The 20028-nt window shown below is 67.4% G+C and carries 18 protein-coding genes; 10 read left to right on the forward strand and 8 right to left on the reverse strand.

Features of this window, described 5'->3' with window-relative positions; translation table 11 throughout:
• Positions 1-2 precede the first annotated feature (2 nt).
• Both J0A90_RS07495 and J0A90_RS07500 read left to right on the forward strand, forming a co-directional pair.
• Positions 3-395, forward strand: a complete 393-nt coding sequence (locus J0A90_RS07495) for a hypothetical protein (protein ID WP_207033182.1) — start codon at positions 3-5, stop codon at positions 393-395.
• A 160-nt stretch (positions 396-555) separates the two neighbouring features.
• Entirely contained in the window at positions 556-1530 is a 975-nt protein-coding gene (locus J0A90_RS07500; RefSeq protein ID WP_207033184.1) for a cation diffusion facilitator family transporter, read from the forward strand.
• A gap of 103 nt (positions 1531-1633) precedes the next feature.
• Here J0A90_RS07500 and J0A90_RS18720 read toward each other — a convergent pair whose 3' ends face one another.
• Positions 1634-2116, reverse strand: coding sequence for a cold-shock protein (locus J0A90_RS18720; protein WP_035472481.1), 483 nt, complete (start codon positions 2114-2116; stop codon positions 1634-1636).
• A 302-nt stretch (positions 2117-2418) separates the two neighbouring features.
• Between J0A90_RS18720 and J0A90_RS07510 the strand changes: the two genes are divergently transcribed.
• A complete protein-coding gene (locus J0A90_RS07510) occupies positions 2419-2694 on the forward strand; it encodes a SlyX family protein (protein ID WP_207033186.1) in 276 nt (91 codons plus the stop codon).
• A 134-nt stretch (positions 2695-2828) separates the two neighbouring features.
• Here the strand turns inward: J0A90_RS07510 and trxB are convergent, their stop codons facing one another.
• From trxB to J0A90_RS07525, 3 genes are all read right to left on the reverse strand, one after another.
• Complete coding sequence (trxB, locus tag J0A90_RS07515) at positions 2829-3782, reverse strand: thioredoxin-disulfide reductase (protein WP_207033188.1); 954 nt, start codon at positions 3780-3782, stop codon at positions 2829-2831.
• A gap of 181 nt (positions 3783-3963) precedes the next feature.
• On the reverse strand, positions 3964-4566 hold the full coding sequence (locus tag J0A90_RS07520) for a peroxiredoxin (protein ID WP_035472475.1): 603 nt from the start codon (positions 4564-4566) through the stop codon (positions 3964-3966).
• Positions 4567-4725: 159 nt separating this feature from the next.
• Entirely contained in the window at positions 4726-4932 is a 207-nt protein-coding gene (locus J0A90_RS07525) for a CPXCG motif-containing cysteine-rich protein (RefSeq protein WP_207033190.1), read from the reverse strand.
• Between the two features lie 392 nt (positions 4933-5324).
• Between J0A90_RS07525 and acnA the strand changes: the two genes are divergently transcribed.
• A complete protein-coding gene (gene acnA / locus J0A90_RS07530) occupies positions 5325-8087 on the forward strand; it encodes an aconitate hydratase AcnA (protein WP_207033192.1) in 2763 nt (920 codons plus the stop codon).
• A 15-nt stretch (positions 8088-8102) separates the two neighbouring features.
• Here acnA and J0A90_RS07535 read toward each other — a convergent pair whose 3' ends face one another.
• Both J0A90_RS07535 and J0A90_RS07540 read right to left on the reverse strand, forming a co-directional pair.
• Positions 8103-8864: a response regulator transcription factor gene (locus J0A90_RS07535; protein ID WP_207033194.1), complete on the reverse strand. Its 762-nt coding sequence runs from the start codon at positions 8862-8864 to the stop codon at positions 8103-8105.
• Complete coding sequence (locus tag J0A90_RS07540) at positions 8861-10105, reverse strand: ATP-binding protein (protein WP_207033196.1); 1245 nt, start codon at positions 10103-10105, stop codon at positions 8861-8863. The genes J0A90_RS07535 and J0A90_RS07540 overlap by 4 nt, the downstream gene beginning before the upstream one ends.
• 356 nt (positions 10106-10461) lie before the next feature.
• Here J0A90_RS07540 and J0A90_RS07545 point away from each other — a divergent pair, with 356 nt between their 5' ends.
• The 6 genes from J0A90_RS07545 to J0A90_RS07570 all read left to right on the forward strand — a co-directional run bounded on the left by J0A90_RS07545 (position 10462) and on the right by J0A90_RS07570 (position 16414).
• Complete coding sequence (locus tag J0A90_RS07545; RefSeq protein WP_207033198.1) at positions 10462-11664, forward strand: ABC transporter substrate-binding protein; 1203 nt, start codon at positions 10462-10464, stop codon at positions 11662-11664.
• Positions 11661-13115 carry a sugar ABC transporter ATP-binding protein gene (locus tag J0A90_RS07550; protein WP_207033200.1) on the forward strand — a complete coding sequence of 485 codons (1455 nt, stop codon included), beginning with the start codon at positions 11661-11663 and terminating at the stop codon, positions 13113-13115. The genes J0A90_RS07545 and J0A90_RS07550 overlap by 4 nt, the downstream gene beginning before the upstream one ends.
• Position 13116: 1 nt before the next feature.
• The gene (locus J0A90_RS07555; protein WP_233076587.1) at positions 13117-14049 is read left to right on the forward strand and encodes an ABC transporter permease; all 933 of its coding nucleotides are present in this window, start codon (positions 13117-13119) and stop codon (positions 14047-14049) included.
• Between the two features lie 29 nt (positions 14050-14078).
• Positions 14079-15017, forward strand: a complete 939-nt coding sequence (locus tag J0A90_RS07560) for an ABC transporter permease (protein ID WP_207033204.1) — start codon at positions 14079-14081, stop codon at positions 15015-15017.
• Positions 15014-15949, forward strand: a complete 936-nt coding sequence (locus J0A90_RS07565; RefSeq protein ID WP_207033207.1) for an SMP-30/gluconolactonase/LRE family protein — start codon at positions 15014-15016, stop codon at positions 15947-15949. The genes J0A90_RS07560 and J0A90_RS07565 overlap by 4 nt, the downstream gene beginning before the upstream one ends.
• A 126-nt stretch (positions 15950-16075) precedes the next feature.
• Entirely contained in the window at positions 16076-16414 is a 339-nt protein-coding gene (locus J0A90_RS07570) for a TM2 domain-containing protein (RefSeq protein ID WP_233076588.1), read from the forward strand.
• A 310-nt stretch (positions 16415-16724) separates the two neighbouring features.
• Here the strand turns inward: J0A90_RS07570 and J0A90_RS07575 are convergent, their stop codons facing one another.
• Complete coding sequence (locus tag J0A90_RS07575; protein ID WP_207033209.1) at positions 16725-18407, reverse strand: NAD-dependent malic enzyme; 1683 nt, start codon at positions 18405-18407, stop codon at positions 16725-16727.
• A 276-nt stretch (positions 18408-18683) separates the two neighbouring features.
• Positions 18684-19898, reverse strand: a complete 1215-nt coding sequence (locus J0A90_RS07580) for a YeeE/YedE family protein (RefSeq protein ID WP_207033210.1) — start codon at positions 19896-19898, stop codon at positions 18684-18686.
• Between the last annotated feature and the right edge of the window lie 130 nt (positions 19899-20028).

Consider the following 20028-nt stretch of genomic DNA (forward strand, 5'->3'; position numbering starts at 1 on the left):
CCATGCAGCGTTTTCCCGACATCGAGATCTATCTGGCCCAGGCCGACGTCGACGCCATCACCGCCTGGCTGCGCGAGGCGCTGGACGACGCCGCGCTGACGCTGGCGCGCAGCGGCAAGGGCATCTGGCGCGGCAAGGCGACGTGCGCGGCGCGCCCGATCAACATCATGCTGGTCGAGCGCGCCGCCGATCACTTCGCCAGCCTGTGGTTCGACTGCGACGCCACGCCCTGGCCCCGCGACACCGACTGCGCGCGGGACGCCGCGGCCCGGCTGGGCTGCGAGGCACGCTGCTCGCTGGGCGGCTGGCAGCCGGGGGACGACCCGGACCGCTTCTGGCAGGTCCTGCCCGACGGCCAGGAAGGCACCATCGACTGGCCCGACCCCGGCCAGTGAGCCCAAGGCCCCGCCCGGGGCCGCCGGCATCCTCTATACTCGCACAAGCGCTATCGCCACAGCGCCGCACGGCCCCGCCCGTGACGGTGCCTGAGGCGCAGGCAACCTATTCGCGCGCCGGCCCCAGCGGGCCGCGCCAGACCCGGACAAGGAGGTCCGCATGGCAGAATCCAAACCGGTCATCTTCGCGGCCATGGGCGGCAACCTCGCCATCGCCGTGACCAAGTTCGTCGCCGCTGCCATGACCGGCAGCTCGGCGATGCTCTCCGAAGGCATCCACTCGGTGGTCGACACCGGCAACCAGATCCTGCTGCTGCTCGGCATGCAGCGGGCCAAGCGGCCACCCAGCGAGCAGTTCCCGTTCGGCCACGGCAAGGAGATCTATTTCTGGAGCTTCGTCGTCGCGCTGTTGATCTTCGCCGTCGGCTCCGGGGTTTCGCTCTACGAAGGCGTGGTGCACATACTGCATCCCGAGCCGATCGAGTCACCGCTGATCAACTACATCGTGCTCGGGCTCGGCATTCTCTTCGAAGGCGCCTCCTGGGCCTTTGCGCTCAATCAGTTCCGCAAGACCAAGGGCAAGTGGAGCTACCTCGAGGCGGTCCACCGCGGCAAGGACCCGTCGATGTTCGTGGTGGTGTTCGAGGACTCCGCCGCCCTGCTGGGCCTGCTGGTGGCCCTGGCCGGGGTCGGCCTCAGCCAGTGGACGGGGCTGGCCGTGTTCGACGGCATCGCGTCGGTGATCATCGGGCTGATTCTCGGCGGCACCGCGATCTGGCTGGCGATGGAGACCAAGGGGCTGCTGATCGGCGAGGCGGCCAACCGCCACGTGGTCGACGACATTCGCCAGCTCGCCCACGACGCCGAGGGCATCGAACAGGTCAACGAGGTGCTGACCATGCACATGGGCCCGGACTTCGTGCTGGTCAATCTCAGCGTGCGCTTCGCGCGTGACGCCCGCGCCGAACGCATCGAGCGCACCATCGTCGAGCTCGACCGCCAGATCAAGCAGCGCCACGCCGCGGTCAAGCGCATCTTCGTCGAAGCCGAAGCGCGCGCCGGCGTGGACGAGCGGGAAGGCCCGAGCGGCTCCGACAGCAGCGACGGCGAGATGCCCGCCCCCGCCGGCGGATGACAGGCCGGCGTCACGCCGGGTCATGGCCACTGCCAGACATGAAAAACCGCCCCCGGCGTCAGGCGCCGGGGGCGGTTGGGGGCATCGAGACGGTGGCCGAGGCTCAGGTGATGACGGTGACGTCGTCGGCCTGCAAGCCGCGATCGTTCTCGATCACGTGATAGCGCACCTTCTGGCCCTCGGCGAGGGTACGGTGACCCTTGCCGCGAATGGCGCGAAAATGGACGAAGACATCCTCGCCGCTGGCGCGGGTGATGAAACCGTAGCCCTTGTTGACGTTGAACCACTTCACCTCGCCCAGTTCGCGGTCGTCGTTCTCGACGTCTGCCAGCATGGCGGCGGTCACCGCCTTGGGCGTCGCCGGCGACAGCAGCGACACCGTCAGCGTCGCCAGCAGCAGGACGATGAAGACCGCCAGCACCGTGGCCGCATACATCGCCGAGACTCCTTCGACGTTCAGAAACCAGGTGAGATCGGTGGCCAGAACGCTACTGATCAGGGTGATCAGCAGACCGATCAGCAGTGGCGAGGGAATGGAGAGGAGTAGACTGATCAACGTACAGCGTAGAAAGACCTTGCTATTCATGGATTCTCATATCTCTAGACGTCGGGATAGCGGAACGCGCACCGCCCGGGGGCGGGCAGGTAAGGGAAGCGCTGAATAAATCGCCGAGCGAGATGAAAGGCAAGGCGCACGGAGCACAGAAGGCGAGACATAACATGGGGTTAGGCGAGCCTTCGAGTACCGCGCAACGCAGCCATTCGCTCGTGCAGGCATTTATGCAGTGGTTCCTAAGGTTGTGATGCTGACTACTTGTATTACCAATGACCGGCCTAATATTAGCGCCGGCTGACGATCCTCGAACAGACATGCCAAAGGTGCCGTGAATGAATGATGAGACACAGCCTTCGAAGTCTAACACGGCAAATCCCGCCTCGCTCAGCTCCGCCGAGGCGCGCCTGGAGGCGCTGGAGAGCCGCCTGACCTATCAGGAGGACTGGCTGGAAACCCTGGATGCGCAAGTGCGTGAGCAGTCCGCCGAGATCGAGCGGCTGACCCGCATCAACGCGCTGATGCAGCAGCGGCTGCGCGAACAGCGCAGCGCCCTGGATGCCCTGGAGGGCGGCAGCGAGAGCATCGACGAGCGCCCGCCCCACTACTGAGCACAGCGGCCATGCGGGCGCCTATCTGCGCTCGCCGCGGTCGAGACTCGACGAGACGCCCCAGCCCAACGCAAGCGGCCCGGCAGATGCCGGGCCGCTTGTCATTTATCGCCGCGCCGTGCGCGGGGTGGACATCACTCCAGGCCGTCGAGATAGCGCTCGGCATCGAGCGCGGCCATGCAGCCGCTGCCGGCGGAGGTGATCGCCTGACGATAGACGTGGTCCATGACATCGCCGGCGGCGAAAACGCCAGGCACGCTGGTGGCGGTGGCATTGCCCTCGAGCCCGGAGTGGACGCGGATATAGCCGTTGGCCATCTCGAGCTGACCTTCGAAGATGCCGGTGTTGGGGGTGTGGCCGATGGCGATGAACACGCCCATGACGTCGAGCTGCTTGGTCGTGCCATCCAGCGTCGAGCGCAGGCGCACGCCGGTGACGCCGCTGCCGTCGCCCAGCACTTCGTCGAGGGTGTGGTTCCACTCGACCGCCATGTTGCCGTTCTCGACCTTCTCGAACAGCCGATCCTGAAGGATCTTCTCGCCGCGCAGGCCGTCACGGCGATGCACCAGGGTCACCTTGGAGGCGATATTGGAGAGATAGAGCGCCTCCTCCATCGCGGTATTGCCACCGCCCACGACCACCACTTCCTGATTGCGATAGAAGAAGCCATCGCAGGTGGCGCAGGCCGAAACACCCTGGCCCATGAACTGCTGTTCGGAGGGCAGGCCCAGGTAGCGCGCGCTGGCCCCGGTGGCAATGATCAGCGCATCGCAGGTGTAGGTGCCGTTGTCACCCTTGAGCGTGAACGGGCGCTGGCGCAGCTCGACCTCGTGGATATGGTCGAACAGCACCTCGGTCTGGAAACGCTCGGCGTGCTTGCGCATGCGCTCCATCAGCTCAGGGCCCTGCACGCCGGCATCGTCGCCGGGCCAGTTGTCGACGTCGGTGGTGGTGGTCAGCTGACCGCCCGCCTGCATGCCGGTGATCAGCAGCGGCTTGAGATTGGCGCGAGCCGCATAGACGGCCGCGGTGTAGCCCGCCGGGCCGGATCCCAGGATGATCAGACGTTCGTGACGCGCGTCGCTCATGGCTACCTCGGTTGGAAAAACGGTTGGACGATGGATACGCCGACCCTCGGCGTGATAAGGCAAAACGCCCTGTGGGATGATCCGATTAGCGAATCATGCCACAGGACGCCGGTCCCGGGCTCGCCGCGGCAAGCCCAGACGCCGGAGGCGACCCGCTGGGTCGCCTCCGACATGCTACTGCTTACAGGTTGTCGGCGTGGGCGCCGAGGTACTTGGCCACGCCTTCGGCGGTGTCCTTCATACCTTCCTGGCCCTCTTCCCAGCCCGCCGGGCAGACTTCGCCGTGGGTCTGGTGATACTTGAGCGCCTTGACCATGCGCAGCATCTCGTCGACGTTGCGGCCCAGCGGCAGGTTGTTGACCGTCTGGTGCTGAACCACGCCGTCTTCGTCGATCAGGAAGGAGGCGCGCAGGGCAACGCCGGCTTCCGGGTGCTCGATACCATAGGCCTGGCAGATCTCGTGCTTGACGTCGGCCACTACCGGGAAGCCGACTTCACCGATGCCGCCGGCATCCGGGGAGGTCTTGCGCCAGGCGTAGTGGGTGAACTGGGAGTCGATCGAGGCACCGATCACTTCCACGCCGAGCTCCTTGAACTGCGCCAGACGGTTGTCGTGAGCGATGATCTCGGACGGGCAGACAAAGGTGAAGTCCAGCGGCCAAAAGAACAGAACGCGCAGCTTGCCATTGGTGTCGGACAGCCGGAAATCGTCTTTGATGGCACCGTCGGGCATGACCGCAGCGGCTTCGAAATCGGGGGCTTGGCGTCCTACGAGTACACTCATGGGCTTCTCCTGTCGTAGCGTGGGTTGAACGTCGAGAAATCGAAGCGGATTAGACTAACGACTTACTCATTGATGCTCCAATTTAATTGCCGCAATCAGCGACATAGACAATCACTATCGAGAGAGTGCCGTCAACGGGCCTTGGGCCCTGACCTGCGTCTACAGCACGTCGTCGTCCCGGGCCAGTGTCACCGCATCCAGCTCGCCCTCGGCATCCACCTCGACGCGTAGCTGAATCGGCTGGCAGCACACCGCACAATCCTCCCAAGTCACGTGGCCGCCAGCGCTGACATCGAGCAGCAGCGTGAACGGCGCATCGCAGTAGGGGCAGTGCACCGGCCATTCGCGTAGCGCTTCATAGGCCATTACGCCTCCCCGCCTTGAACACTGAGGTTGTCGTCACTGTCTGCATCATCGCTGAGCTGAGCTAAGCTTGAACTGGTGGCGGCAAGCGTGACTTTCAAGACCCATCGCCTTCGCCGCGCAGATCCTCGTCAGGTGCGCGGGATTGAAGGGCGCGCGGGATTGAAAAGAGAAGCCATGGCGCCCATGCTTATTGTCGACAACCTTATATCGACCGCGTCATGTCGCAGAAACGACCCCACGCAAAGATTGGAAAATGTATAGAGCGCGCCGCCATGACGGCCGCCAGCCAGGAGCCCCCCGACGGCCACGTTGCCGTCGGACCGTCGCTAAGGAATCGGACCGGCAGCCACTGAAAGATCCAAGGCCGCGCCGCCCAATGAGGAGGATGATCCATGTCTAAAGCCCCCGGCCAGACGCTGACGTCGCTCGACGTCAACGGCAAGACCTTCCACTACTACAGCCTGCCCAAGGCGGCGGAGAGCCTCGGCAACATCGACAAGCTGCCGATGACGCTCAAGGTGCTGCTCGAGAACCAGCTGCGTTATGCTGACGACGAGAGCGTCGCCGATGAGGACATCGTCGCCCTCGCCGAGTGGCTGAAAACGGGCAAGTCGACCCGCGAGATCGGCTACCGCCCCGCCCGCGTGCTGATGCAGGACTTCACCGGCGTGCCCGGCGTGGTCGATCTCGCCGCCATGCGCGACGCGGTCAAGAAGCTCGGCGCCAAGGCCGAGCGTATCAACCCGCTGTCGCCGGTGGACCTGGTCATCGACCACTCGGTGATGGTCGATCACTTCGGTGATCAATCAGCGTTCAAGGACAACGTCGCCATCGAGATGGAGCGTAACCAGGAGCGCTACGAGTTCCTGCGCTGGGGCCAGAACGCCTTCGACAACTTCCGCGTGGTGCCGCCGGGCACCGGCATCTGCCACCAGGTCAACCTGGAGTACCTGGGCAAGACGGTGTGGACCAAGGAGGTCGACGGCAAGACCTATGCCTTCCCCGACACCCTGGTGGGTACCGACTCCCACACCACCATGATCAACGGCCTGGGCATCCTCGGCTGGGGCGTGGGCGGCATCGAGGCCGAGGCGGCGATGCTCGGCCAGCCGGTGTCGATGCTGATTCCCGAGGTGGTCGGCTTCAAGCTCACCGGCAAGCTCAACGAGGGCATCACCGCCACCGACCTGGTGCTGACGGTGACCCAGATGCTGCGCAAGAAAGGGGTGGTGGGCAAGTTCGTCGAATTCTATGGTGACGGCCTCAAGGATCTGCCGCTGGCTGATCGCGCCACCATCGCCAACATGGCCCCCGAGTACGGCGCCACCTGCGGCTTCTTCCCGGTCGACGACGAGACGCTCAACTATCTGCGCCTGACCGGCCGCGACGAAGAGCAGATCGCGCTGGTGAAGGCCTATACCCAGGCCCAGGGGCTGTGGCGCGAAGCCGGTGCCGAGCCCACCTTCACCGATACCCTGCACCTGGACATGGGCGAGGTCGAAGCCTCGCTGGCCGGGCCCAAGCGCCCGCAGGACCGGGTCGCGCTCTCCGACATGAAGACCACCTTCGAATCCCTGATGGGCGGCGAGCAGCCGGATGCCTCCCACGAGGAGAAGGCCAAGTGGACCGGTGAAGGCGGCGATACCGCCATCGGCGCCCCGCCCGCCGACGGCGAGGCTTATAACAACGGCGCCGATTACCGTACCGGCGACAGCCAGGAAGTGACCTACGACGACGAGACCTTCTCGCTCAACCACGGCGCCGTGGTGATCGCCGCCATCACCTCCTGCACCAACACCTCCAACCCCAGCGTGATGATGGCCGCCGGCCTGCTGGCACGGAAGGCCAAGGCGAAGGGGCTGACCACCAAGCCGTGGGTCAAGACCTCGCTGGCACCGGGCTCCAAGGTGGTCACCGACTACCTGGCCGCGGGCGGCGTGCAGGAGGACCTCGACGCCCTCGGCTTCAATCTGGTGGGCTACGGCTGCACCACCTGTATCGGCAACTCCGGGCCGCTGCCCGAGCCGATCGAGAAGGCGGTCAACGCCGGTGACCTGACCGTGGCCTCGGTGCTCTCGGGTAACCGTAACTTCGAGGGCCGCGTACACCCGCTGGTCAAGACCAACTGGCTCGCCTCGCCGCCCCTGGTGGTCGCCTACGCGCTGGCCGGCAACGTGCGCCGGGATCTGTCGAAGGAGCCCCTGGGCCAGGACCAGGACGGCAACGACGTCTACCTCAAGGATATCTGGCCCTCCCAGGCCGAGATCGCCGAGGCGGTAGAGAAGGTCAAGACCGAGATGTACCGCAAGGAGTACGCCGAGGTGTTCGACGGCGACGAGACCTGGCAGTCGATCGAGGTGCCGGAGAGCGAGGTCTACGCCTGGTCCAAGGACTCCACCTACATCCAGCATCCGCCGTTCTTCGAGGATATGGAGAAGGAGCCCAAGCCGGTCGAGGACATCCAGGAGGCCCGCATCCTGGCCAAGCTGGGCGACTCGGTGACCACCGACCATATCTCGCCCGCCGGCTCGATCAAGCCCGACAGCCCCGCCGGCAAGTACCTGCAGGAGCACGGGGTGGCGGTGAAGGACTTCAACTCCTACGGCTCGCGCCGGGGTAACCACGAAGTGATGATGCGCGGCACCTTCGCCAACGTGCGCATTCGCAACGAGATGCTCGACGACGTCGAGGGTGGCTACACCCGCCACGTGCCCAGCGGCGAGCAGATGTCGATCTTTGAGGCGGCGATGAAGTACGCCGAGGACGCCACCCCGCTGGTGGTGATCGCCGGCAAGGAGTACGGCACCGGCTCGTCGCGGGACTGGGCCGCCAAGGGCACGCGCCTGCTCGGCGTGCGCGCGGTCATCACCGAGTCCTACGAGCGTATCCACCGCTCCAACCTGATCGGCATGGGCGTACTGCCGCTGCAGTTCCCGGAGGGCGAGAGCCGCGAATCGCTGGGTCTGACCGGTGACGAGACCGTCTCCGTCGAGGGTCTCGCGGACCTGACCCCGGGCGGCAGCGTCAAGGTGACCATCAAGAGCGACAAGGGCGAGAAGAAGATCGACGCCCTGTGCCGTATCGACACCGCCAACGAGCTGGAGTACTACCGCCACGGCGGCATTCTCCACTACGTGCTGCGCAGCATGCTGTAAGACGCTGGCAGCCCACTACAGAGCCCCGCCGCCCCCCTGGGTCGGCGGGGCTTTTTCATGGGCTGGCCGCGCGGCCAGCCAGCACTCGAGATCGTGCTGGGCGGTCTCCAGCATCTCCAGATTGAGCGTGCGCGTGGAGATCGCCCGCGACAGCGCGCGCACGCGCTTGTTGAGCCCCGGCAGCGCCTGCTCCTCGCCGTTGACCCCGAGCTTGTCGTAGAGCGTCAGCAGACGATTCTGCACCGTGCGCAGCGACAGCCCCTGACGCTCGGCGATCAGCCGGTCCTGCAGCCCCAGGGCGAGATCCAGCAGTACCGCATACTCGCTCTGGCTGAGCGAGTGGCGTGGCAAGGCATTGCGCCGGCGCAGCCGCTGGATCTCGCGATCCATCATCACCTGCCCTTCCAGCAGCACCGCCCGTAGCACCAGCTTGAGACGTTCGCGGCTGGCGGTCTTGAGCACGTAGCCATAGGCGCTGTGGGCCGGCACGATATCGGCGACCCCGCGCAGGTAGGCCTCGTCGGAGTAGTTGGACCAGAACAGGATGCGGGTGCGCGGGCGCTCGTGCCAGATGGTCCGCGCCGCCTCGATGCCGTTGCGCCGTGCCATCTGCAGGTCCATCACCACCGCCTCGAAGCGTCCGGCGCGCGCCGCCGCTTCGCCCTGCAGCCCGTCCTGGACGTGCAGCGTCTCGGTCACCTCCGGCAGCGCCTCGGCGATCACTCCCTGCAGGAAGGAGGCGTGGAACTGATCATCCTCCACCACCAGGATCTTCACGCCGCGGTCTCCGCCGGCGGCAGCACCAGCCGCACTGCGACCCGGGTGCCGACGTGCTCGAAGATATCCAGGGTAGCGCCGATCAGCCGTGCCCGGGTGCGCATGTGGACCAGTCCGGACTGGCGCGTACCGGCATGGGCGAGCCCCTGGCCATCGTCGTCCACGCTGATGCACAGGGTATTCTCCGGCGCCAGCGTCACGCGCACCTCGATACGCTCGGCGCGCGCGTGTCGCGCGGCGTTGTTGATCGCTTCCTGGACGATCCGATAGAGCGCGGTGCGGGTCTCCCCGGGCAGCCGGTCCGGCGCCCCCGCGGTGAGGTCCTCGACCAGGATCTGGATGCGCTCACCCTCGGTGGCACGCTCGAGGTGATCGCGCACCGCATGGTGGAAGCCGAACAGATCGAGCAGCTTGGGTGCGGTGCGGTCGATGATGCAGCGCAGGTCGTCGATGCTCTGGGCCAGCGCCTGCGCCAGCGCCTCGCGGCTGGGCGGCGGCCCCGCGCCCTCCAGCTCGCGCAGCAGCCGGGTCAGGTCGGCCAGGGTCTGGTCGTGCAGATCCATGCCGATGCGCTGACGCGCCTGCTCCAGCGCCTGGGTCAACTGCAGCGAGCCCTGGCGCAGCCACTCCTCGCTGGCCTGGGTCTGGCTGCGGCCGTGGGCCTGCTGGCGCAGCTCGGCGGCCCCGTGCAGGGCGTGGAGCACCGGCGCCAGCGGTGCCGCCAGACGCTGGATCAGGGCGACGTCTTCGGCATCGAAATGGTCGGCCTCGCGGTGCGAGACGCTCAGCGCGCCGATCACCTGGCCAGCGCTGCGCAACGCCACATGTATCCGGCTGCGCAGCTGATGGGCGAAGATCGGCTCGCAGCAGGCGCCGGCGAAGATCTGGCGCGGGTCGAGCAGCGCGTTGGCGCTGACCATCAGCGGCAGCGAACCATCGAGCACCGAGCGGATCGGCGAGCAGTCGAGCCGGGTGCGCCGCGCCGACCAGTGGGTACTGATCCCCACTTCGTAGCTCACCGACCATTCGGGGCCGTCGTGGAGGCAGACATCGGCATGGGTGAACGGCAGCAGCGGCGCCAGCGCCGCGGCGACCCGGTCGAGTGCGGCCTGGATATCGCTCGCCTCGCCCAGCAGTGCGGGAAGCCGCAGCAGTAGCGCCGTGACCTCGGCCTCGCGCGCCGCCGCGGTCTCGCCGGGCAGCCTCTCCGTCAGGGGCCTAGGGTTCATCGTCTCGCTCACACCGGACTCCTTTACTGTCTGGCCTGCTTGGCTAGAACACGCTTCATGGACCGCGCGGCCCACATGAAGATGGCGCTTGCGCGCACTGGCACGGGCCAAAGTCAGGCGCCAACCGGGCGCCGGGTCGACCAGCATAGCGCTATCCCTGACGCCTTCCCCTCATCCTTAAGTTGAGGGCGAAATTGCGGGAACCCGCAGCATTTGTGCGGGGGGCCGCCTTTACACCCCAGACCGCCACGCCCAACCATGGTCCTCCCTGGACACGTGTCCGATACCACGCCCCACCAGAGGGCGATGTCCGCCCGCCAGTACGACCCGATCGCACCGGCAAGCGGCAGGAGAGATGGGAGCCGAGCATGACCCCTGATAACGACAACCGGCGCTGGCGTGCGGGCCTGCTGGGGCTGGCGCTGAGTGCCGCGGCCCTCGCCGCACACGCCGATACCGGCGGCGAGGCAGCGGCCACGCCCCCGAGCCCTGCTCAGGTCGCAGGCCAGACCCAAGACCAAAGCCAGCCGCGCACGAATTCGACTGCGGACAAGCGCATCGCGCTCTCCAACAACTACGCCGGCAACGCCTGGCGCCAGCAGATGCTCGCGGCCTGGCAGACGCAGACCGCACCCGCGGTCAAGACCGGCGTGGTCGCCGCCGCCGACGCCTTCACCATCGGCGAGAACCAGCCCACCGATCAGGCCGCCCAGATCCAGAACCTGATCCTGCAGGGCTACGACGCCATCGTGATCGACGCCGCCTCGACCACCGCCCTCAACGGCGCGGTGCAGGAGGCGTGCGACGCCGGCGTGGTGGTGGTCTCGTTCGACGGCATCGTCACCGCCCCCTGCGCCTGGAAGATCGTCAACGACTTCCATGAGTGGGGCCGCGAGCAGGTCGACTATATGGCCAAGCGCTTCCCCGACGGTGCCAACCTGCTCGAGGTGCGCGGGCTGCCGGGCACCTTCGTCGATGACGACCTGCACCAGGGCATCGTCGACGAGCTCAAGCACTACCCCAAGCTGCACATCGTCTCCTCGGTGGAGGGCGACTGGGCCCAGGACGTGACCCAGCAAGCGGTGGCCGGGGTACTGCCCTCGCTGCCGCACATCGACGGCGTGCTCAACCAGGGCGGCGAGGCCTACGGCGTGGCCCAGGCGTTCCGCGCCTCGCAGCGCAAGATGCCGGTGATCATCTTCTCCAACGCCCAGGACGAACTGGCCTGGTGGGCCGAACAGCACCGCAAAAACGGCTACCAGAGCATCGCCATCTCCAACGCCCCCGGTATCGCCGTGGTCGCTTTCTGGGTGGCCCAGCGCATTCTCGCCGGCGAAGACGTGCCCAAGCACCTGACCGTACCGCTCTACCACATCCGCCAGGACGAGCTCTCCGAGGTGCTGGCGCACACGCCCAAGGGCTCGGTGGCCGATCAGATCTTCACCCGCGCCGACGTCGAGCGGCTGATCCAGCAGGCCCGAGCCACGCAAGCCTCGACGCCTGAGCCCCGCCCCGCCACGGCCCAGAACCCGGCCAAGAATCCGCCCGCCGCCGAGGAGACCCAGCCATGAACACGTCTCAACCGGTCGCAGCCGTGGTCGCCCTGCGCGGGGTGCACAAGCAGTTCGGCGCGGTCAGGGCGATCGCTGGCATCGACCTCACCCTGGCCCCCGGCGAGTGCGTGGGGCTGGTGGGCCACAACGGCGCCGGCAAGTCGACCCTGGTCAATCTGATCAACGGCACGCTCAAGCCGAGCCGCGGCGAGATCGACAGCCATGTGACCCGCGGCGGTCGCGGCAGCGCCATCCGCTCGGTGTTCCAGGAGCTCTCGCTGTGTCCCAACCTGAGCGCGGCCGAGAACCTGCGCATCGCCCACCCCACGCTCAAGGGGCTGGGCTGGCGCCGTCGCGCCGGTGCCGAGATCCGCGCCAGCCTCGATCAGGTGTTTCCCGGCCACGGCATCGACACCGACGCCCGGGTCGATACCCTCTCCATCGCCCAGCGTCAGATGATCGAGATCGCCATCGGCTTCGCCCCGCGCGGCGGCCAGGCGCGGCTGGTGATCCTCGACGAACCCACCTCGTCGCTGGATGCAGGCATCGCCGAACAGCTACTGGCCTACGTCGAGCGCTTCTGCGCCGAGGGCGGCACGGTGGTGTTCATCTCGCACATGCTGGGCGAGATCTTCCGCGTCGCCAGCCGCATCGTGGTGATGCAGGACGGCCGCGTGGTGGCCGAACGCGCGAGCCAGGACTTCGACCGCGACTCGCTGGTCGACGCCATGGGCCATGTGGCCCAGCACGCCCCGAGCGCCGACCAGCGCCAGCGGGCCGAGGGCGCCAGCACGCCCGGAGCAGGCGCCGCGGGCGAGACGGTGATCGAAGACGCCGCCGGGCTCAGCGCGCGGCGTGGCGAGATCGTCGGCCTCGCCGGGCTTGCCGGCCACGGCCAGGCCGAGGCCCTGGCCAAGCTCTACTTCGCCGGCACCTCCGGCTGGCGCGCACCGCGCCAGCCCCGGATGGCCTTCGTCGCCGGCGACCGCGGCCTCGACGGAGTGCTGCCGCTGTGGTCGATCCTGCGCAACCTGAGCCTCTCGGTGCTACCGGCCAGGGCCCACCGCGGCGCGGTGGATCGCCGCGCCGAGGCGGCGCTGGGCCACGAGTGGCAGCAGCGCATCGGCATCCGCAGCGACGATCTGGGCAACCCCATCACCTCGCTCTCCGGCGGCAACCAGCAGAAGGTGCTGTTCGCCCGGGCGCTGGCGTCGAGCGCCCCCATCGTGGTGATGGACGACCCCATGCGCGGGGTCGATGTCGGCACCAAGCAGGAGGTCTATGCGCTGATTCGTGCCGAGGCCGACGCCGGCCGGACTTTCCTGTGGTACTCCACCGAAACCGAAGAGGTATGCCAGTGCGATCGCGTCTTCGTCTTCCGCGACGGCAAGATCTCGGCCGAACTGAGCGGCGCCGAGATCAGCGAAGAGCGCATCCTGGCCGCCTCGTTCGAGATGCAGGAGAACTGAGATGACCCGTCATTCGATCTCGCCGCGCAAGCTGCTGCCGCTCATCTCGTTCAGCGTGCTGCTGATCGCGACCTTCGCCCTGCAGGAGCGGGCGATGAGCTATCTGGGGCTGAACCTGCTGTTCAACCTGACCATTCCCATCGCCTTGGCCACCATCGGCCAGCTGCTGATCATCATGGTCAACGACATCGACCTCTCGGTGGGCGCCTTCGTCAGCCTGGTGGCGTGCGTCGCCTCCACCCTGCTGGTGCAGCACCCCTGGCTCGGCTGGCTGGCGCTGGCCGGCCTGGTGCTCGCCTACGCCGCCCTGGGGGCACTGATCCACCGCTTCGAGCTGCCGGCGATCGTGGTCACCCTGGGCATGTCGTTCATCTGGGGCGGGCTGGCGCTGGTGATCATGCCCGCCCCCGGCGGCACCTCGCCGGAGTGGCTGCGTGCGCTGATGACGGTCAAGCCGCCGCTGGCCCCCATGGCGGTGGTGGCGGCGCTTTTGATCGCCGCCGCGGCGCATCTGCTGATCATGCGCTCGGGAATCGGCACGGTGCTGCGCGGCCTGGGCGGCAACTCGCGCTCGGTGGCCCGCGCCGGCTGGCGCCTGAGCGGGCTCTACGCGCTGACCTACGGCCTCGCCGGGGTCTTCGGCGTGCTCGCCGGGCTCACGCTGGTGGGGCTCTACACCTCGTCCGGGGCCAGCGTCGCCTCCAGCTACACCCTGCTCAGCATCGCCGGGGTGATTCTCGGCGGCGGCGAGTTCATCGGCGGCCGGGTATCGCCGATCGGCGCGGTGCTGGGGGCGTTGACGCTGTCGCTGGCGGGGTCGCTGCTGGCCTTCATGCACATCTCGCCGGACTGGCAGATCGGTGCGCAGGGGGCGGTGCTGATTCTGGTGCTCGCCGCGCGCCTGCTGTTCACGCGCCGCGAAGCGCTGATTTGAGACTTCTCTCCACTGCAAGGATCGACGCCATGCAAAGCCTGATCTCGCGGCCCTGGCTCTGGGCCTGGCTCGCCGCCATCGCGGTCTTCGCTCTCTCCATCGCGCTCTCCGGCGCTTCCCAGGCCGGTGGGCTGCTCTACGCCGCGCTCTCGTTCGGCGCCTTCGCCGCGATCGTCGGCATCGGCCAGATGCTGGTGATCACCCTGGGGCCGGGCAATATCGACCTCTCGATCCCCGCGGTCATGACCCTGGCCGGCACCCTGGCGCTCAAGGCCATGGGCGGCGCCCCCGGTACCGCACTGCTGGGGCTGGGCGTGGCGCTGCTGGTGGGCCTGGGCTGCGGCGCAGCCAACTTCGCACTGATCCGGCTGCTGCGCCTGCCGCCGATCATCGCCACCCTCGCCGCCTCGCTGCTCTATCAGTCGCTGGCGATCTGGTCCAACCGCGGCCTGCGTATCAAGCCGCCGGCGGCGCTGGCCGACTTCGCCACCGGGCGCACCCTGGGCGTGCCCAACGTGGCGCTGATCGGCGTGCTCCTGGCACTGGTCGTGTGGTGGCTGCTGGAGCGCGGGCTATGGGGGCGCTGGCTGCTCGCCACCGGCCAGAATCCGCGCGCGGCAAGACTCGCCGGTGTGCCGGTAGAGCGCGTGCGTGCCAGTGCCTATCTCAGCGTGGCGCTGCTGGCCGGGCTCACCGGTTTCCTGCTGGCGAGCTTCTCCGGCGGCGCCGCACTCAACATGGGGCAGCAGTACCTGCTGCTGTCGATCGCCGTGGTGGTGATCGGCGGCACCTCGATCGCCGGCGGCTTCTCCAACGTGCCCGGGGTGTGGGGCGCGGCCCTGTTCATGTTCCTGGTGGTATCGATGCTCAACGCCTACGGCTTCGACGCCGGCGCGCGCATGATGCTGACCGGAACCATCATCATCGCTATCGTGATCGCCGCCAACGCCCGGAGACGCCGCGCATGATCCCCACCCCTGAGCATCTCGACAGCCGCGACCCGCGCTTCGCGCGGCTGGTTCACCCCATGGCACCGTTGACCCGGCTGGCCACAGGCTTCACCTGGACCGAGGGGCCGGTATGGTTCGGTGACCATCAGTGCCTGCTGTTCTCGGATATCCCCAGTCAGCGCCTGCTGCGCTGGTCGACACGCGAGGGTATCACCACCTTCCGCGAGCGCACCGGCTTCAACAACGGCAACACCCGCGACAATCAGGGACGCCTGGTGAGCTGCCGCCACGGTAGCCGCGACCTGGTGCGCACCGAGCCCGACGGGCGTATTCAGGTGCTCGCCTCGCACTACGCCGGCGGGCGGCTCAACTCGCCCAACGACGTGGTAGTGAGCCGCGACGGGGCGATCTGGTTCACCGACCCCACCTATGGGCTGATCTCCAACTTCGAGGGCTACCGCGCCGACCCCGAGCAGCCCGCGCGCCACGTCTTCCGGCTCGACCCCGAGGATGGCAGCCTGAGCGCGGTGGCCAGCGACTTCGCCCAGCCCAACGGGCTCTGCTTCTCCCCCGACGAGCGCCTGCTCTACGTGGCCGAGAGCGGTGCCACCCACGACCCCTCGGTGGCCCCGGTGATCCGCCGCTTCCGGGTGAACGGCAAGACGCTCGAGGACGACGGCATCTTCGCCGAGATCGGCGCCGGCGTGCCCGATGGCATGCGCGTGGACCGCGAAGGCAACCTGTGGTCGTCGGCGGCCGACGGGGTCCACTGCTTCGCCCCCGACGGCACCCTGCTGGGGCGTATCCTGGTTCCGGAGACGGTCTCCAACCTGTGCTTCGGCGGCAGTGACGGCCAGCGTCTCTACATCACCGCGACCACCTCGCTCTACAGCCTGTTCGTCGACGTCCAGGGCGCCGAGTGGTGGACCCAGTGTCAGCGCGAGGCGTGACCCGCGAAGCGCGACGCCCCCGCGGCGGCGAGGCGCTGTCGGGCCCGCCGCCGATCCCTTAGACTTGGCGGCCGGACATCGCGGCCAAGACCGCGCCGGCTCAAGTTCATCAATAGGGAACCCCGCATGACCCAAGACGTCGACACCCGGCCACAGCCGCTCTCCGCCGGCATGATCTACTGCCACGGCTGTGGCAAACCGATCCACGAGAGCGCCCGGAGCTGCCCTAACTGCGGCGCCGTCGCGCGCGGCGCCAGGAGCGGGCGCAGCAAGTGGAGCGCGGCGATCCTCGCCTTCTTCCTCGGTGGTTTCGGCGTGCATCGCTTCTACCTGGGTCAGCCGATCGTCGGCCTGATCTATCTGCTGTTCTGCTGGACCCTGGTGCCGGCGCTGATCGCCTTCTTCGAGTTCATCTACTTCCTGGTGATCAGCGAAGAGAAGTTCGACCTACAGTACAACCGCTGACGACGGCAACAAACCAGCAAGAAGCCGCGGGGACGGGGCTTGGAAGCCTTTCACAACCAGTAGATAACCGCTAGATGAAGAGGGCTTCTCCGGCGACAGGGCGTCGCGAGGGCGCTGTGAACCCTTCCCTGGGCGCTACCTTTGCCATCCGTGGCAAAGGACCCTCGCTTTGCCCTGCCTCCGGCGCCCATCGCCAGAAGGTTTGGCAGTGAGCGCTTAGCAGAGGATGAAAAACGAACGGCGCGCCCCCGAAGGGACGCGCCGAAGATCGCTTTCGAGGACGCGCTGAAGACGCGCCGGATCGCCGGGCTCAGATCGAGCGGCGACGGTACTGGCGGTAGCGCGGATACCAGAAGTGGCCGTGGATCGCTTCCCACAGCACCTCGTCGCTGGAGCTTAGCGCGACGCCATCCTGCTGCGCCTGCTTGCCCACGGCGAAGGCGATCTGCTGGCTGATCTCGCGGATATCGCCGAGTGCCGGCAGCAGCGCCCCTTCGCCGGTCTTGACGATCGGCGCGCTCTCGGCCAGCGCATTGGAGGCGGCCATCAGCATGTTGTCGGTGACGCGATTGGCGTTGGCGGCGATCACACCCAGACCGATCCCCGGGAAGATATAGGAGTTGTTGCACTGGGCGATGGGAATCTGGCGCCCGTCGATCTCCACCGGGGCGAACGGGCTGCCGGTGGCGACCATGGCCTGACCGCGGGTCCAGGTGAGCACGTCCTGCGGCGTCGCCTCGACCTTGGAGGTCGGGTTGGAGAGCGGCATCACCAGCGGGTTCTCGCAGTGGCTGTTGAGCGTGGTGATCACCTCTTCGGTGAACAGCCCGCGCTGCCCCGAGACGCCGATCAGGATGGTCGGCTTGGCATTGCGCACCACGTCGATCAGCGCGCGCGCATCGCCGTCGAAATCGAGCGACTCGGGGTCGTGGGCCAGGCGCCGCTGGAAGTCGTGCAGGCCATCCATGTCGGTGGTCAGCAGGCCGTTCTTGTCGACCATGAAGATACGCTTGCGCGCCTCGGCCTCGGAGAGCCCTTCGCGGGTCATCGCCACCACGATCTGCTCGGCGATGCCGCAGCCGGCGGAACCGGCACCAGCGAAGGTGATCACCTGATCGCTGAGCTTGGCGTTCTTGGCCTTGCACGACGCCAGCAGAGTCGCCACGCACACCGACGCGGTGCCCTGGATATCGTCGTTGAAGCAGCACAGCTCATCGCGGTAGCGCGCCAGCAGCGGCATGGCGTTGGTCAGCGCGAAGTCCTCGAACTGCAGCAGCACGTTGGGCCAGCGACGCTTGAGCGCTTCCATGAACAGCGTGATGAACTCGGCGTACTCCTCCGCCGAGACCCGCTCGTGGCGCCAGCCCATGTACATCGGGTCGTCGAGCAGCTTCTGGTTGTTGGTACCCACGTCGAGGGTGATCGGCAGGGTATAGGCCGGGCTGATACCGCCGCAGGCGGTGTAGAGCGAGAGCTTGCCGATGGGAATACCCATGCCACCGATGCCCTGGTCGCCGAGCCCCAGAATGCGCTCGCCGTCGGTGACCACGATCACCCGCACCTTGTCCTTGGTCGCGCTGCGCAGGATGTCATCCATGCGATGACGGTCGGGATAGGAGATGAACAGCCCGCGGTGGTTGCGATAGATCTTGGAGAACTCCTCGCACGCCTCGCCCACCGTCGGGGTGTAGATGATCGGCATCATCTCCTCGAGGTGCTCCTCGAGCAGGCGGAAGAACAGCGTCTCGTTGTCGTCCTGGATACCGCGCAGATAGATGTGCTTGTCGAGATTGTTCTGGCACAGCGAGTACTGGCGGTAGGCGCGCTCGACCTGCTCCTCGATGCTCTCGACGTTCTGCGGCAAGAGCCCCAGCAGATTGAACTCGACCCGCTCTTCGCTGGTGAAGGCGCTGCCCTTGTTGAGCAGCGGCATCTCCAGCAGCGTCGGGCCGGCATAGGGAATGTAGAGGGGGCGCTTGGCGTGATCGGACATGAATCGGCTCTCGCGATGACCTACGGATGAAAAGCGCTGGCCGGACCGAACTTGCCCCCCGCAACGGGGCCAGACCGGGAGTGGCGCGCTATCGTTATCGACCCACCGGCGGCGCCTGGCGGGCGGGCAACCGGCCGTGGCCGGTCGAGGGTCGCCCAGTATGCCACTTGGCGGCGCCAAAGGCATGTATCGGCGCGGCCGGGTGCCCGAGGAACGCACCGGCAGACATGCAAAAGCCCCGCCGTGGCGGGGCTTGGTGGTGCTCGGCGAGCGCGCTCAGCAGCTGGCAGCGACCGGCCTAGCCGGGCCAGGGAAGAACAGCGGGCGCAGCCGCACGCCGAGCATGTTGCCGGCGAAGGCGGCCACCAGCCACAGCCAGCCGTGCAGGCTGCCCGAGGCAATGCCGCTGAAGTAGGCACCGATGTTGCAGCCGAAGGCGAGCCGCGCGCCGTAGCCCAGCAGCAGCCCGCCGATGACCGCGGCGGCGACCGAGCGCAGCGGAATGCGCAGGCTCGGGGCGAAGCGCCCGGCCAGCGACGCCGCCAGGCTCGCGCCGAGGATGATGCCGAGATTCATCACCGTGGTGATGTCGCTGAAGACGCTGCTGTCGAGCGAGGCGGCGCGCGCGGGATTCTGCCAGTAGCCCCAGGCGGTGACATCGCCGCCCACGGCCTGGAACGCCTTGGCCCCCCACAGCGCGAACGCCGAGGTGATCCCCCAGGGGCGTCCGGCCAGCGCCAGGGTCAGATAGTTGAGCAGCGCCAGACCGATGGCGCCGGCCAGGATCGGCCACGGCCCGGTGAGCCAGCGCGCGCCGCCGTGGGGCACCCGCGGCGCCTGCTCGAGCTGGCCGTGGCGGCGTTTCTCCATCACCACGGTCAGACCCGCGATCGCCGCGAACAGCGCGAGACTCATGCCGATCCCGCCGCCAGTGCCGAACAGATCGATCATCGACGTGGGCTGGAACGCCGGCAGGCTCTGCCACCAGGCGAAATGCGCCGTGCCGATCACCGAACCGACGATGAAGAAGGCGAGCGTGATCAGCATGCGCGCGTTGCCACCGCCGACGGTGAATAGCGTACCCGAGGCGCAGCCGCCGCCGAGCTGCATGCCGACGCCGAAGAGGAAGGCGCCGACGATCACCGAGACCCCGATCGGCGAGACGAAGCCCCGCACCGGCTCGCCGAAGAGCGTGCCCGCCCCCAGCGCCGGGAGGAACAGCACCACCGCCAACGCCAGCATCACCATCTGGGCGCGCAGACCGCGGCCGCGGCGCTCGGTGATGAACACCCGCCACGCCGAGGTGAAGCCGAAGGAGGCATGGTAGAGCACGATCCCCAGGGCGCCACCGATCAGCATCAGCCAACCCTGGCGGCCGCCGACGAAGAGCCCCACGGCGAGCGCACCGAGCAACAGCAGCAGCGCGGCGAGCCACGCCTTGGGCGAGAGCCGCCCCAGCCCGGGCGGCGCGGTTTGTGTCAACGTTGTCATAAGCGATATCCCTTTTTAGACCGGAATCGAATGGGCGATACCTTAGTCTTTTGGTCAGGAATTCGAAAACGACTAAATATTCTTTATATAGACGAAAGTGTTATATGCCACGGTCGATGCCGTCGCCTGC

The organism is Salinicola sp. DM10, assembly GCF_017306975.2.
In the GTDB taxonomy this organism is placed as follows: Bacteria; Pseudomonadota; Gammaproteobacteria; order Pseudomonadales; family Halomonadaceae; genus Salinicola.

Coding starts and splice junctions, on each gene's coding strand:
- J0A90_RS07565 (WP_207033207.1), top strand. CDS start 15,014: ATGATCCCCACCCCTGAGCATCTCGACAGCCGCGACCCGCGCTTCGCG.
- J0A90_RS07500 (WP_207033184.1), top strand. CDS start 556: ATGGCAGAATCCAAACCGGTCATCTTCGCGGCCATGGGCGGCAACCTC.
- J0A90_RS07510 (WP_207033186.1), top strand. CDS start 2,419: ATGAATGATGAGACACAGCCTTCGAAGTCTAACACGGCAAATCCCGCC.
- J0A90_RS07495 (WP_207033182.1), top strand. CDS start 3: ATGCAGCGTTTTCCCGACATCGAGATCTATCTGGCCCAGGCCGACGTC.
- J0A90_RS07575 (WP_207033209.1), bottom strand. CDS start 18,407: ATGTCCGATCACGCCAAGCGCCCCCTCTACATTCCCTATGCCGGCCCG.
- acnA (WP_207033192.1), top strand. CDS start 5,325: ATGTCTAAAGCCCCCGGCCAGACGCTGACGTCGCTCGACGTCAACGGC.
- J0A90_RS07520 (WP_035472475.1), bottom strand. CDS start 4,566: ATGAGTGTACTCGTAGGACGCCAAGCCCCCGATTTCGAAGCCGCTGCG.
- J0A90_RS07525 (WP_207033190.1), bottom strand. CDS start 4,932: ATGGCCTATGAAGCGCTACGCGAATGGCCGGTGCACTGCCCCTACTGC.
- J0A90_RS07555 (WP_233076587.1), top strand. CDS start 13,117: ATGACCCGTCATTCGATCTCGCCGCGCAAGCTGCTGCCGCTCATCTCG.
- J0A90_RS07550 (WP_207033200.1), top strand. CDS start 11,661: ATGAACACGTCTCAACCGGTCGCAGCCGTGGTCGCCCTGCGCGGGGTG.
- J0A90_RS18720 (WP_035472481.1), bottom strand. CDS start 2,116: ATGAATAGCAAGGTCTTTCTACGCTGTACGTTGATCAGTCTACTCCTC.
- J0A90_RS07570 (WP_233076588.1), top strand. CDS start 16,076: ATGACCCAAGACGTCGACACCCGGCCACAGCCGCTCTCCGCCGGCATG.
- J0A90_RS07580 (WP_207033210.1), bottom strand. CDS start 19,898: ATGACAACGTTGACACAAACCGCGCCGCCCGGGCTGGGGCGGCTCTCG.
- J0A90_RS07560 (WP_207033204.1), top strand. CDS start 14,079: ATGCAAAGCCTGATCTCGCGGCCCTGGCTCTGGGCCTGGCTCGCCGCC.
- trxB (WP_207033188.1), bottom strand. CDS start 3,782: ATGAGCGACGCGCGTCACGAACGTCTGATCATCCTGGGATCCGGCCCG.
- J0A90_RS07545 (WP_207033198.1), top strand. CDS start 10,462: ATGACCCCTGATAACGACAACCGGCGCTGGCGTGCGGGCCTGCTGGGG.